At 60.8% G+C, this 12,486-nt stretch carries 12 protein-coding genes; 3 read left to right on the plus strand and 9 right to left on the minus strand.

The window, feature by feature from the left end:
- Nucleotides 1–67 precede the first annotated feature (67 nt).
- The 3 genes from PFZ56_RS08000 to PFZ56_RS08010 all read left to right on the plus strand — a co-directional run bounded on the left by PFZ56_RS08000 (nucleotide 68) and on the right by PFZ56_RS08010 (nucleotide 1,802).
- A complete protein-coding gene (locus PFZ56_RS08000) occupies nucleotides 68–343 on the plus strand; it encodes a polyhydroxyalkanoic acid system family protein (protein WP_102862786.1) in 276 nt (91 codons plus the stop codon).
- A gap of 198 nt (nucleotides 344–541) precedes the next feature.
- A complete protein-coding gene (locus tag PFZ56_RS08005) occupies nucleotides 542–964 on the plus strand; it encodes a phasin family protein (RefSeq protein ID WP_110651030.1) in 423 nt (140 codons plus the stop codon).
- Nucleotides 965–974: 10 nt separating this feature from the next.
- Complete coding sequence (locus tag PFZ56_RS08010) at nucleotides 975–1,802, plus strand: phasin family protein (protein WP_170002083.1); 828 nt, start codon at nucleotides 975–977, stop codon at nucleotides 1,800–1,802.
- A 68-nt stretch (nucleotides 1,803–1,870) separates the two neighbouring features.
- Here PFZ56_RS08010 and PFZ56_RS08015 read toward each other — a convergent pair whose 3' ends face one another.
- The 9 genes from PFZ56_RS08015 to argS all read right to left on the minus strand — a co-directional run bounded on the left by PFZ56_RS08015 (nucleotide 1,871) and on the right by argS (nucleotide 12,315).
- Entirely contained in the window at nucleotides 1,871–2,491 is a 621-nt protein-coding gene (locus PFZ56_RS08015) for a TetR/AcrR family transcriptional regulator (RefSeq protein WP_102862789.1), read from the minus strand.
- 65 nt (nucleotides 2,492–2,556) lie between these two features.
- On the minus strand, nucleotides 2,557–4,239 hold the full coding sequence (gene phaC / locus PFZ56_RS08020) for a class II poly(R)-hydroxyalkanoic acid synthase (RefSeq protein WP_110595388.1): 1,683 nt from the start codon (nucleotides 4,237–4,239) through the stop codon (nucleotides 2,557–2,559).
- Nucleotides 4,240–4,347: 108 nt separating this feature from the next.
- The gene (phaZ, locus tag PFZ56_RS08025; RefSeq protein WP_102862791.1) at nucleotides 4,348–5,208 is read right to left on the minus strand and encodes a poly(3-hydroxyalkanoate) depolymerase; all 861 of its coding nucleotides are present in this window, start codon (nucleotides 5,206–5,208) and stop codon (nucleotides 4,348–4,350) included.
- 130 nt (nucleotides 5,209–5,338) lie between these two features.
- Nucleotides 5,339–7,018, minus strand: coding sequence for a class II poly(R)-hydroxyalkanoic acid synthase (gene phaC / locus PFZ56_RS08030; protein ID WP_102862792.1), 1,680 nt, complete (start codon nucleotides 7,016–7,018; stop codon nucleotides 5,339–5,341).
- 258 nt (nucleotides 7,019–7,276) lie between these two features.
- Nucleotides 7,277–7,654 (minus strand): gamma-butyrobetaine hydroxylase-like domain-containing protein, encoded by a 378-nt coding sequence (locus PFZ56_RS08035; protein ID WP_102862793.1) that lies wholly within the window; start codon nucleotides 7,652–7,654, stop codon nucleotides 7,277–7,279.
- Between the two features lie 91 nt (nucleotides 7,655–7,745).
- On the minus strand, nucleotides 7,746–9,083 hold the full coding sequence (gene hslU, locus PFZ56_RS08040) for an ATP-dependent protease ATPase subunit HslU (protein WP_110595389.1): 1,338 nt from the start codon (nucleotides 9,081–9,083) through the stop codon (nucleotides 7,746–7,748).
- Nucleotides 9,084–9,140: 57 nt separating this feature from the next.
- Entirely contained in the window at nucleotides 9,141–9,671 is a 531-nt protein-coding gene (hslV, locus tag PFZ56_RS08045) for an ATP-dependent protease subunit HslV (RefSeq protein ID WP_003186641.1), read from the minus strand.
- Nucleotides 9,672–9,869: 198 nt separating this feature from the next.
- Nucleotides 9,870–10,577, minus strand: a complete 708-nt coding sequence (locus tag PFZ56_RS08050) for an SPOR domain-containing protein (protein WP_016962745.1) — start codon at nucleotides 10,575–10,577, stop codon at nucleotides 9,870–9,872.
- A gap of 1 nt (nucleotide 10,578) precedes the next feature.
- Nucleotides 10,579–12,315: an arginine--tRNA ligase gene (argS, locus tag PFZ56_RS08055; RefSeq protein ID WP_102882089.1), complete on the minus strand. Its 1,737-nt coding sequence runs from the start codon at nucleotides 12,313–12,315 to the stop codon at nucleotides 10,579–10,581.
- Nucleotides 12,316–12,486 lie beyond the last annotated feature (171 nt).

The following is a 12,486-nucleotide window of genomic DNA, read 5'->3' on the forward strand; positions in this document are numbered from 1 at the left end:
CGGGACGTTTTGACGCACTCAGGGTCAAGATGCTTCAGGCAAGTCCCGAAACAGCAGGAGTCCTTCAATGGCCCGTATTAGTGTTGAACGTGCCCATGGCCTGGGTAAGCAGGTGGCCCGTGAAAAGGCCGACAAACTGGCGCAGAAACTCGCCGATCAGTATGGCCTGGAGCCGCAATGGGCAGGGGATACCCTGAATCTCAAGCGCTCAGGCGTCAAAGGCGCAGTGCATGTGGGCGAAGAATCGATCCGTATCGATGTGGAACTGGGGCTGTTGATGTCCGCCATGAGCGGCACCATCAAGTCGGAAATCGAAAAGGCCCTGGACAAGGCCCTGACCTGAGTCCACCCGCAGGAGCCGGCTTGTCGGCGCATCGCAGGCACTGCAACGGTGCCAGGCAAAGCGCATCGCCGGCCAGCAGGCTCCTACATGATTTGATGACATTCGTTAGGGTGCCGATTCTAATTTTTCTCTTTAGGTTGTGCCTCAGGTCCTCTTTCCGAGGGCAGTTCCTCAAACCTTCTGCGCGTGAGGTGCACCATGGCCAAAGTAATTCTGAAGAAAAAAGTTGATGTTCAATCAACAGCTCTGAGCGAAGTCAAAACCTATGCCCGCAAGATCTGGCTGGCAGGCCTGGGTGCCTACGCCAAAGTTGGCCAGGAGGGCAGCGACTACTTCCAGGAGTTGATCAAGGCTGGTCAATCCGTTGAAAAGAAAGGCAAAAAAGTTGTCACTGAACAACTTGAAGCTGCCAACAGTCAGATTGATAGCGTTAAAGGGGATGTCAGCACTCTTAAAGGCAAAGTCGAAGTGCAACTGGATAAAGTCGAGAAGGCTTTTGACACGCGCGTCGCCAGTGCCTTGAATCGTATCGGCATTCCGTCTAAACATGACGTTGAGACACTCTCTGCTAAGCTCGATGAGCTGACGGCGTTGCTCGAACGTGTCGCGCGTAAACATTAAGGAGAACGGGATGGCTGGTAAAAAGAATACTGAAAAAGAAGGCAGCTCGTGGATCGGGAAAGTCGAAGAGTACTCCCGTAAAATTTGGCTTGCTGGTTTAGGCGTGTACTCGAAAATCGACTCTGACGGCAGCAAGCTTTTCGAGACACTGGTCAAGGACGGTGAGAAAGCCGAGAAACTGACCAAGAGCGTAGTTGGCAAGAAAGTGGATGCTGCCAAAGACTCCGCAAGTTCCGCCAAGTCACGCATCAGCGACGTCAAGGACCGCGCCCTGGGCAAGTGGGATGAACTGGAAGGCGCTTTCGACAAGCGTTTGAACAGTGCCATCTCGCGTCTGGGCGTACCGAGCCGCAATGAGGTCAAGGCGCTGCACGACAAGGTCGATACCCTGACCAAGCAGATCGAGAAACTCACAGGTGCCAAGGTCGCGCCGGTTGCGGCCAAGACCGCTGCCGCCAAACCGGCGGCAAAACCTGCTGCCAAACCACTGGTCAAGCCTGCCGCCAAACCGGCAGTCAAGGCCGCCGCAAAACCTGCTGCCAAACCAGCAGCGAAAACAGCGGCCGCCAAACCGGCAACCAAACCCGCCGCCAAGCCCGTTGCCGCCAAGCCAGCGGCCAAACCCGCTGCCAAGCCAGCGGTGAAAGCCGCCGCCAAACCCGCTGCGAAGCCGGCCGTGGCGAAAAAGCCTGTAGCAGCCAAGCCCGCTGCAACAGCCAAGCCTGCAACTGCGGCACCAGTGGCCTCGGCCAACTCGGCGAATTCCGCCGCAGCACCTGGCCCGGCTGTAACTCCGACTGCAGCGCCAACTCCAGTGACGCCAAGCAGCCAGTCCTGATTACATCAGGCACACAAAAAAACGCCCGGCCTGCGAAGGTCGGGCGTTTTTTATTGGGTAGCCATCGGCTACCCCTGTTCATCCAGGTAACGCAGGGCCATCTGTTCCGTGGCCAGTTTTGCCGGTGGCAGTAGGTGCGGCGCCACCAGCATCATGATCTGGTAGACCACCAGGCGTACTTCGCCTTCGCGATCGAGAATCCGTTGGTAATCCAGTGAGAACAGCAAGGTCATGGTGATCTGTTCCACCAGCTGGCCCAGGGCTTGGGTGCCGCTGACCAGTTGGCCTAGGGCCTTGAGCCGAGCCAGCAGGGAAGCCAGGGTGCGCTTGAGGGCGTTGAGCAGATTGCGAATGCCTTTGGCCAGTTTCGGCAGGCGTCCCGCAAGGTTGGAGAGGTCCTGGAACAGAAAGCGGTAGTGGGCCAGGCGCTCGACAATCAAGTGTAGGAACAACCAATAGTCTTCCGGCGCCAGTTGGGCATCGGACGGAGGGTCCAGCAGCGGTGTCAGCTCGTTCTGGAAACGCTCGAACAAGCCGAGCACCAGAGGTTCCTTGCCATGGAAGTGGTAGTAGAGGTTGCCGGGGCTGATCCCCATTTCATTGGCCACCTCCATGGTGGAGACATTGGGCTCGCCCTTCTGGTTGAACAGTTGCAGGGCACATTCGAGTATCCGGTCGCGGGTCTTCATCCTGACTTCTTGTCGGTCCATTGAGGGGTACGACTCCAGCGGCGGAGTCGTGGTGCAAAGTGTCTTCAGCGCACGCGCACGTAGGTGCCTGGAGCAGCCTCCATCGGTGGGTAGTTCTGGTTGCCCAGGGTGGTCAGGGTTTCCCGCTGCGCTCCGGAGTGTTCCTGAACCCAGGTCAACCATTGGCTCCACCAACTACCGTCGACGTGTTTGGCGTCGTAGTACCAGGCTCGAGGGTCGCTGCTGAGCTTGTGGTTCTCCACGTAGTTGGCCTTGGGGTTGCTTGGTGGGTTGAGGATGCTCTGCACGTGCCCGCTGTTGGACAGTACAAAGCGTTTCTCGCCTCCCAGCAGCAGGGTCGAGCGGTACACCGCGTCCCAGGGCGTGATGTGGTCGTTGATCCCGGCCACGCTGAAGCTGTCCACCGTGACCTTCTGCAAGTCGATCGGTGTGCCGCAGACTTCCAGTCCACCCTCGTGGCTCAGCGGGTTGTGCTTGAAGAAGTCCAGCAGATCGCCGTGCAAGGCGGCGGGCAAGCGGGTGCTGTCGTTGTTCCAGTACAGGATGTCGAAGACCGGCGGCTCCTTGCCCAGCAGGTAGTTGTTGACCCAGTAGTTCCAGATCAGGTCGTTGGGGCGCATCCAGGCAAACACCTTGGCCATGTCGCGACCGTCCAGCACCCCTTGCTGGTAGGAGCGACGCTTGGCTGCCTCCAGGGTTTTCTCATCGGCAAACAAGGTGGCCGGGCTGTCCAGCTGGCTGTCCAGCAGACTCACCAGGTAGGTGGCGCTGGCAACCCGGCGCAGTTGCCGCTTGGCCTGCAGGTGGCCTTGCAGGGCGGCGATGGTCAGGCCGCCAGCGCAGGCGCCCACCAGATTGACTTCCCGACTGCCGGTAATGGCGCGAGTGACATTCAGTGCCTCTTCGGCCGCTTCCACATAGCTCGACAGGCCCCATTCGCGATGGCGCACGTCCGGGTTGCGCCAGCTGATCATGAACACCTGCAGGCCGTTCTTCAGCGCGTACTGAACGAAGCTGTTGGCCGGGCTGAGGTCGAAAATGTAGTACTTGTTGATCTGTGGCGGCACGATCAGCACTGGCTTGGCGTACTGTTTTTCGCTCATGGGGCTGTACTGGATCAGTTCCAGCAATTCATTGCGAAACACCACCGAACCCGGGGTTACGGCCAGGTTCCGGCCGACTTCGAAGGCGTGTTTGGTCACCTGGCTGGGCAATCCGTTGTTGTGCAGCAGGTCATCCACCAGGTTGCTGATGCCGCGCACCACGCTGTTGCCACCGGTGTTGAAAATCTCCTTGAGGGCCAACGGGTTGAGCAGGGTGTTGGAGGGCGCCACGGCGTCATTGAGCAGGGAAAAGGCAAAGTGTGCCCGGGCCCGGTCGTCCTCGCTCATTGTGCTCTCGTCGATCCAGTTCCGGACTTGCTTCTGCCAGCTCAGGTAAGCCTGCAGACCCCGTTTGTAAAAAGGGTTGAGGGTCCAGGCCGGGTCGGCGAAACGGTTGTCCTTGGGGTTGGGTTTGTGCAGGGTTTCCCCCAGCAGCACGCGTCCCAGCTGGCCGCCCAGCGCTAAGGTATGACGGGCGCTGTGCAACGGATTACGTAGACTGTGGGCCGCGAGGCTGCGCAACGTGGAAAGCAGATCCCGGCCGCGCAGACCGGTGATCGCACTCTGTGCGTTGATATAGGCTGCGGGGGAGGGCAGCGAGCCCTGCGCAGGTTTGTCTTGCATGAGTCAACACTCCTTCGTCAAACCACTAACAAGCAGACCAATCCAAGACAGACAACATAGTCGGTCCTGGCCCTTCTTGCGCGCGACGATCCTGTCGACAGGTATCTTTTACTTCACGGGACGCAAAGGTTGGGGATGCGGATGCATCACTGCCCTTTGTCGTTCCTCCTGGAGGAACTTCATGATGATGGGGGCAACGGCCTCGGCCCGGGTGATCAGGAACAGGTGGCCGTCATCGATGATGTGCAGCTGGGCGTTGGGAATTCGCCAGGCCAGCATACGCATGTTGACCAAGGGGATCAGCGGATCGTCATCACCGGCCAGCACCAGGGTCGGCTGGCGGATCTTGTGCAGCCAGTGAATGCTGGTCCAGCCCAGGCCGGCGAACAGCTGCCAGTAATAGCCCAGCTTGCCGGCCGAGCGCACCTTGGCCGCGTGTTCAGCGGCCAGGTTCGGGTCGCGGCGGAAGGAGCCGCCGTAGATCAGCGGGGCGATGCGCATTACGTGGGAGGGCTGCACGTAGCGCCGCGGGCTGGCCATCATCCACAGCACTTTGGGCTTGCCGGGGACCATGAAAGCGCCGGCGGCGGTGGCTGCCAGCACCAGCTTCTTGCAGCGCTCCGGGTAGTCGTAGGCGAATTGCTGGGCCAGGGCCCCGCCCCATGAAACGCCCACCGCGTTGACCTGGCCATAGTCCAGGTAATCGAGCATGCGTGCGGTCAGCTTGGCCAGGCCCGGGAAACGATAAGGCCGGCTTGGGGTCGAGGAGCCGCCAACCCCCGGGACGTCGAAGGCAATGACCTCCAGGTCCGGGTCCAGGGCTTGGACGAAGGGGAACACCAGCTCCAGGTTGGCGCCGATACCGTTGAAGATCAGCAGCGGCGTCAAGTGAGGCTTGCCGGGGCGTACCGCAGTGCGGATGGTCTGGCCGTCCAGATCAACGGTACGGAAGATGAAAGAGTGTGGCATGCCGTAGCCCTGTGAATTGAACCATTGGAGGAGCCTTCCCGGGCGTCCTCCGGATTTCCTGAGGCCAGGCCTCGTACCAAGAATAGGGCTTGGCGGCACCTCCTGGCGCCGCGTCGTTTACTACCTGGGCTCAACGTTCGTGGACGTAGGTCCCCGGTGCAGCCTCGGCGGCTGGGTATTTCTTGTTGCCCAGAACACTGGGTGCCGCTTTCAGTTCGCCCGAGCGCTCGGCTTGCCAGGCTTGCCAGTGCAACCACCAGGAGTCGGTGTGCTTGACCGAGTTTTCCTGCCACTGATCGGGACAGGCAGGGATATCGCTGCTGGTCATGTAGCGCGCTTTCGGGTTGCCTGGCGGATTGAGGATGCTCTGGATATGACCGCTGCTGGACAGCACGAACTCCACATTGCCGCCGAACAGTTGTGCCGACTTGTAGCAGGACTTCCACGGAGTGATGTGATCGTTGGTGCCGGCCAGGGAGAAAATGTCGGCCGTGACTTGCTTCAGGTCGATCGGCGTCCCGCACACTTCCAGTGCATTGGGGCGGATCAGCGGATTGTTCTTGAACATCTCGATCAGGTCGCCGTGGAATGCGGCAGGTAGGCGGGTGGTGTCGTTGTTCCAGAACAGGATGTCGAACACCGGCGGCTCATTACCCAGCAGGTAGTTGTTGACCCAGTAGTTCCAGATCAGATCGTTGGGGCGCATCCAGGCGAACACTTTGGCCATGTCCCGGCCTTCGAGGACACCGGCCTGATAGGAGTGGCGCTTGGCCGCTTCCAGAGTCTGCTCGTCGACGAACAGGGCTACCTGGGTATCCAGGGTGGTGTCGAGCACGCTGACCAGCAGGGTCAGGGCATTGACCTTCTTCTCCCCCAGCGCTGCATAGTGGCCCAGCAAGGCCGTGCAGGTGATGCCGCCGGAGCAGGCACCGAGCATGTTCACGTCTTTGCTGCCGGTGATCGCGGTCACCACGTCGACGGCCTCTTTCAGGGCCTCGATATAGGTGGACAGGCCCCATTCCCGCTGTGCCTTGGTGGGGTTGCGCCAGCTGACGATGAAGGTCTGCACATTGTTACGCAGGCAGAACCGCGCCAGGCTCTTGTCCGGGCTGAGGTCGAAGACATAGAACTTGTTGATCTGCGGCGGCACCACCAGCAGTGGGCGTTCATGCACCTGCTCGGTGATCGGCCGGTACTGGATCAGTTCCAGGACATCGTTGCGAAACACCACAGCCCCTTCGCTGGTGCCCAGGTTCTTGCCGACTTCGAAGGCGTCCATATTCACCTGGCTGGGCATGCCGCCGTTGTGCACCAGGTCCTTGGCCAGGTGGGACAGGCCGTCGAGCAGGCTCTTGCCGCCGGTTTCGAAGAAGCGTTTGACTGCGGCAGGGTTGGCCGCGCTGTTGGTCGGGGCCATGGCCTCGGTCATCAGGTTGATCACGAAGTGGCCGCGGCTGATGTCCTGTTCCGACAGGCTGCTGTCGCCGATCCAGTCGTGGAGCTCTTTGCGCCATGCCAGATAGGTTTGCAGGTAGCGTTTGTACAGCGGGTTCTGGCTCCAGGCCGGATCGTTGAAGCGACGGTCGTCGCTCTCCGGTTGCAGCGTCGACTTGCCGAACATCACGTTCTTCAGTTCGAGGCCGAAATGCGCAACGTGCTTGACGCTGTGGATGGGTTGTTTGATGGCCTGGGCAAGCACCATTCGAGCAGAGGTAAGCAGATCCTTTCTACGCAAGCCGATGACCGGATTGAGCCCCAGGGTGTTTTCCGAGGCTTGGCGTTTCAGGTCATCGTTATTCTTGTTACTCATCTACGACGCTCCATTGTCCTGAGACGAGTACCGGACCTGCTGTGCAGTCACACAGCACGATGCCAGGTACTACTGCTCGGGTGACCGTTAATTGCGCACCGCTGCCTTACAGGCTCGCAAAACTCTGCAGGGAACTTGCCAGCTCCATTGGTTACCCGAGTTTAATTTTTTTCGCAAGCAGGCCATTCATTGGCCATACAGCCCAGCATTCAAACAGATGGAATTAGAAAATGCCCTCTAAACAGTCGGAGGCTTGAGTTAGAGCATCAGCTTGATGACGGACTGATTCGGATCGCGGGTTTTTCCGGCGGCTTTGAGCTCCGCCAGATAATCGTTCCACAGATCGTCCTGGCGCAGCGCCAACTGATACAGGTATTCCCAGGTGAACAATCCGCTGTCATGGCCATCATCGAAGGTCAATTTCAGTGCGTACTGGCCAGCCGGTTCAACCTTGCTCAGGCCCACGCCTAGCTTGCCGAACTGGAGGATGGGTTTGCCGTGGCCCTGGACCTCGGCGGAGGGGGAGTGCACCCGCAGGAATTCTGCAGGCAGCTGATAGACCTCGTCTGGCCCATAGGTCAGGGTCAGGGTTTTCGAGGCTTTATGCAGGTTGATGCCGGTGGGGAGTTTGCTCATGACCTGTAGTCCTTCCGGTAGGAGCCGGCCTGTCGGCGATCGGGTTTGGCCCTATCGCCGACAGGCCGGCTCCTACGTGGGTAGTGAAGGCTTACAGGATATAACGGGACAGGTCTTCGTTCTGCGCCAATTCGCCCAGGTGGCTGTTGACGTAGGCAGCATCGATACGGATCGGCTCTTCGTTATGGGCGCTGGCCAGGTCACCGGCGCTGAACGATACCTCTTCCAGCAGGCGCTCGAGCAGGGTGTGCAGGCGACGGGCACCGATGTTCTCGGTCTTCTCGTTGACCTGCCAGGCAATCTCCGCCAGACGCTTGATGCCGTCGGGCAGGAACTCGATATTCAGGCCCTCGGTCTTCAACAGCTCCCGGTACTGCTCGGTCAGCGAAGCATGGGGCTCGCTGAGGATGCGCTCGAAGTCTTCCGGCGACAGTGCCTTGAGCTCCACACGGATCGGCAGGCGGCCTTGCAGCTCTGGCACCAGATCGCTGGGCTTGCTCAGGTGGAAGGCGCCGGAGGCAATGAACAGGATGTGGTCGGTCTTGACCATGCCCAGCTTGGTGTTGACGGTGCAGCCCTCGATCAGCGGCAGCAGGTCGCGCTGTACGCCTTCGCGGGACACGTCGACGCCGCCGGAATTGCCGCGCTTGGCCACCTTGTCGATCTCGTCGATGAACACGATGCCATGTTGCTCGACGGCCTCCAGGGCCTTGGCTTTGAGTTCCTCATCGTTGACCAGGCGGCTGGCTTCTTCGTCGCGCACCAGCTTCAGCGCTTCCTTGACCTTGAGCTTGCGGCTCTTGCGCTTGCCCTTGCCCATGTTGGCGAACAGGCTTTGCAGCTGGTTGGTCATTTCTTCCATGCCTGGTGGCGCAGAGATGTCGACACCACTGATTTCCGCTACTTCGATCTCGATTTCCTTGTCGTCCAGTTGGCCTTCGCGCAGGCGCTTGCGGAACAGCTGGCGGGTGTTGGAGTCCTGGGCTGGCGCTTCATCGCCGCCAAAACCCGTGCGTGCCGGTGGCAGCAGGGCATCGAGGATGCGTTCTTCGGCGGCGTCTTCGGCGCGGTGGCGAACCCGGATCATCTCCTGTTCGCGGAACATCTTGATCGCCGCGTCGGCCAGGTCACGAATGATCGATTCAACGTCGCGGCCGACATAGCCGACCTCGGTGAATTTAGTGGCTTCGACCTTGATAAAGGGGGCATTGGCCAGTTTGGCCAGGCGCCGGGCGATTTCGGTCTTGCCGACACCGGTCGGGCCGATCATCAGGATGTTCTTGGGGGTTACTTCAACGCGCAGCTCGGCCGGTAGCTGCATGCGGCGCCAGCGGTTACGCAGAGCGATAGCGACGGCGCGCTTGGCATCGTCCTGGCCGATGATATGGCGGTTGAGTTCGTGGACGATTTCGCGGGGTGTCATGGACATAGTAATTGGCGGTCCTCAAGCAAGAATGAATGCCGTGGCGCGAGCGCCGTAACAGGCTTATTCCGCGAGATCCTGCTCCTCGATGGTTTGAGTGTGGTTGGTGAATACACAGATGTCGCCGGCGATACCCAGGGCGGTCTCGACGATTTCACGGGCCGACAGGTCGGTCTTCTTCAGCAAGGCGCTGGCTGCGGCCTGGGCGTAGGCGCCGCCGGAACCCATGGCGATCAGGCCGTCTTCGGGCTCAACCACGTCGCCGTTGCCGGTGATGATCAAGGAAGCGTCCTTGTTGGCGACAGCCAGCATGGCTTCCAGGCGGCTCAGGGAGCGATCGGTGCGCCATTCCTTGGCCAGTTCAACAGCGGCTCGCACCAAGTGACCCTGATGTTTCTCCAGCTGGCCTTCGAAACGTTCGAACAGGGTGAAGGCGTCAGCGGTGGCCCCGGCAAAACCGGCGATCACCTGGCCGTGGTACAGGCGACGGACTTTTTTCGCGTTGCCTTTCATCACGGTGTTGCCGAGAGATACCTGGCCGTCGCCGCCCATGACGACTTTGCCGTGGCGGCGGACTGAAACGATGGTGGTCAAGGGGAAGTCTCCACACAGCGGGGCGAAAGTGCCCTGATGGAAACTCATATGGGGGTGGCTGAGCGTTTTTCAACTGGAGGCTGTAGCGGGGGACCGGCGGTCTTTGTTGCAAGCTGCAAGCGCTTCGCGGGCAAGCCCGCTCCTACCGCGCGTTGTGCAGGAGTGGGCTTGTTCGCGATCAATCGTGTAGCCGTCGGCTTAGCGGCTCTGGCGCTGTTGTAACAACAGGTTGCTGAAGCCGGCACCGGCCAGTTGTTTCTGGGCCACGGTCAGTTGTTCACGGTTGCTGAACGGCCCCACCAATACCCGGTACCAGGTTTCGTCCTTCACCGTGCCGGATTCCACCGCCACCGATTGGCCCAGCAGGATGATCTGCGCCCGTACCTTGTCGGCATCGGCCTGCTTGCGGAACGAGCCGGCCTGGAGGAAGAACTTGGTCACCGGCGCCGCCTTGGCCACCGGTGGCGCTGGCGGTGGGGTGATGCCGGCCAGGGCCGCCTGGGCCCGGGCGGTGTCGATCTTCGCCGCTTCCGCCGGGGTCACCGGGGTGGTGGGCACCGGTGGCACTTGCGGCGTCGGCAGGGTTTTCTCCGGCACGGCCTCGGGCGGCACTATCACTTCCGATTCCGGCAGCAGGGTATAGAAGTCGTACTTGGGCTTCACCGGTTGCTGCGGGCTCGGCGGGGTCTTGTTGGCCTCGGCGATCTTGCTGGCTTTCTGCTGTTCGATCTTCTCGCGCTTGACGCTGTCGCCGCCCTTGCCTGGTTCGAGCTTCATCAGGAATACGATGAAGGCGCCAATGGTCAGGCCGATGGCCAGCCACAACCAGCCCGGAATCGGCTTCTTGGCCGGGGCCTGGTAACGGCTGGCGCCACGCTTGGGTGCAGGTTTTTTCTTGGCAGCCAACTTACATTTGCTCCAGGACTTTGAGGCCCAGCAGTTCCAGACCTTGCTTGAGGGTGCGACGGGTCAGTTCGGTGAGGCGCAGGCGGCTGTGCATCTGCGTCGGCGTCTCGGCCGCCAGGATCGGGCAGTTCTCGTAGAAGCTGGAGAACAGCCCGGCCACGTCGTACAGGTAGGTGCAGAGGATGTGCGGCGTGCCCTTGTCGGCGACGTTGTTGAGGATCTCGCCGAACTGCGCCAGCTTGGCCGCCAGCTCCAGTTCCTGGGCCGCGTGCAGTTCGATCTGGCCACCGACTTCGCTGAAGTCCTTGCCCAGCTTGCGGAACACACCGGCGGCGCGGGTGTAGGCGTACAACAGGTAAGGGGCGGTGTTGCCTTCGAAGTTGAGCATCAGGTCGAAGTTGAAGCTGTAGTCGCTGGTGCGGTGCTTGGACAGGTCGGCGTATTTCACCGAGTCGATGCCCACTACCTTGGCGATGCTGCGCAGGTCGGCTTCCGGCAGTTGCGGGTTTTTCTCTTTGACCAGGGCGTAGGCGCGCTCTTCGGCTTCGGTCAGCAGGTCGATGAGTTTTACGGTGCCGCCGTCGCGGGTCTTGAACGGACGGCCGTCAGCGCCGTTCATGGTGCCAAAGCCCATGTGCTCCATTTCCATCGGATGGGTCACGAAGCCGGCCTTGCGGGCGACGGCGAACACTTGCTGGAAGTGTAGGGCCTGGCGCTGGTCGACGAAGTACAGGGCGCGATCGGCCTTGAGCTTGCCACTGCGGTAGCGCACGGCGGCCAGGTCGGTGGTGGCGTACAGGTAGCCGCCGTCGGCCTTGACGATGATCACTGGCAGCGGTTCGCCTTCGGCGTTCTTGAACTCGTCGAGGAACACGCACTGGGCGCCGTTGCTCTCCACCAGCATGCCCTTGGCCTTGAGGTCGTTGACCACATTGATCAGGTCGTCGTTATAGGCGCTTTCGCCCATGACGTCGGCCATGGTCAGCTTGACGTTCAGCAGCTCATAGATCTTCTGGCAGTGGGACAGGGAGATGTCCTTGAACTTGGTCCACAGCTCCAGGCAGTCCGGATCGCCGGCTTGCAGCTTGACCACCAGGCTGCGGGCACGATCGGCAAAGGCTTCGGATTCGTCAAAGCGTTGCTTGGCGGCGCGGTAGAAGTTCTCCAGGTCCGACAGCTCGTCGCTGGTGATCGGGTTCTCTTCCAGGTAGGCCATCAGCATGCCGAACTGGGTGCCCCAGTCGCCGACGTGGTTCTGGCGGATCACGGTATCGCCGAGGAACTCCAGGACCCGCGCCACGCCGTCGCCGATGATGGTGGAGCGCAGATGGCCGACGTGCATCTCTTTGGCCAGGTTAGGCGCCGACATGTCGACCACGGTGCGTTGTGCCGGGCTGGCCTTGCGCACGCCCAGGCGTTCGTCGCCGAGGGCGGCGTCCAGGCGCGCGGCCAGGGCCTGGGTGTTCTGGAAGAAGTTGATGAAGCCCGGGCCGGCGATTTCTGCCTTGCTCAGGTCTTCATGGGCCGGCAATGCGGCAATGATTTTTTCCGCCAGGTCGCGAGGCTTCATGCCGGCGGGCTTGGCCAGCATCATGGCGATATTGCTGGCGAAGTCACCGTGGGTCTTGTCGCGAGTGTTTTCGACCTGGATCGCCGGCGTCAGGCCTTCTGGCAACACACCTTCGGTGACGAGTTGGGTGATGGCTTGCTGGATGAGCTGGCGAATGGTGTCTTTCATGGTCTTCTCGTTCGACCGCTGGCGCGGCGGCGCTTCGGTGCGCGGGTGGAAAAACTGGGCATTATCCGTTGCTGAAGCGGGCTTGCCAACTATAGAGGGCTGCTGAGGGATCGGTGGTGGCTACTGGGTCCCGTCTGCGGGCGAGCCTGCTCTTGTGGGTGGGTTGCTATC

It is taken from the genome of Pseudomonas danubii, assembly GCF_042980055.1.
Lineage (GTDB): Bacteria > Pseudomonadota > Gammaproteobacteria > Pseudomonadales > Pseudomonadaceae > Aquipseudomonas > Aquipseudomonas danubii.

Bases quoted from the DNA above. Each gene is read 5' to 3' on its own strand.
- phaC (WP_110595388.1), bottom strand. From the start codon at position 4,239: ATGCAAGACAAACCTGCGCAGGGCTCGCTGCCCTCCCCCGCAGCCTAT.
- PFZ56_RS08005 (WP_110651030.1), top strand. From the start codon at position 542: ATGGCCAAAGTAATTCTGAAGAAAAAAGTTGATGTTCAATCAACAGCT.
- phaZ (WP_102862791.1), bottom strand. From the start codon at position 5,208: ATGCCACACTCTTTCATCTTCCGTACCGTTGATCTGGACGGCCAGACC.
- PFZ56_RS08035 (WP_102862793.1), bottom strand. From the start codon at position 7,654: ATGAGCAAACTCCCCACCGGCATCAACCTGCATAAAGCCTCGAAAACC.
- phaC (WP_102862792.1), bottom strand. From the start codon at position 7,018: ATGAGTAACAAGAATAACGATGACCTGAAACGCCAAGCCTCGGAAAAC.
- PFZ56_RS08015 (WP_102862789.1), bottom strand. From the start codon at position 2,491: ATGAAGACCCGCGACCGGATACTCGAATGTGCCCTGCAACTGTTCAAC.
- PFZ56_RS08010 (WP_170002083.1), top strand. From the start codon at position 975: ATGGCTGGTAAAAAGAATACTGAAAAAGAAGGCAGCTCGTGGATCGGG.
- PFZ56_RS08000 (WP_102862786.1), top strand. From the start codon at position 68: ATGGCCCGTATTAGTGTTGAACGTGCCCATGGCCTGGGTAAGCAGGTG.
- argS (WP_102882089.1), bottom strand. From the start codon at position 12,315: ATGAAAGACACCATTCGCCAGCTCATCCAGCAAGCCATCACCCAACTC.
- hslU (WP_110595389.1), bottom strand. From the start codon at position 9,083: ATGTCCATGACACCCCGCGAAATCGTCCACGAACTCAACCGCCATATC.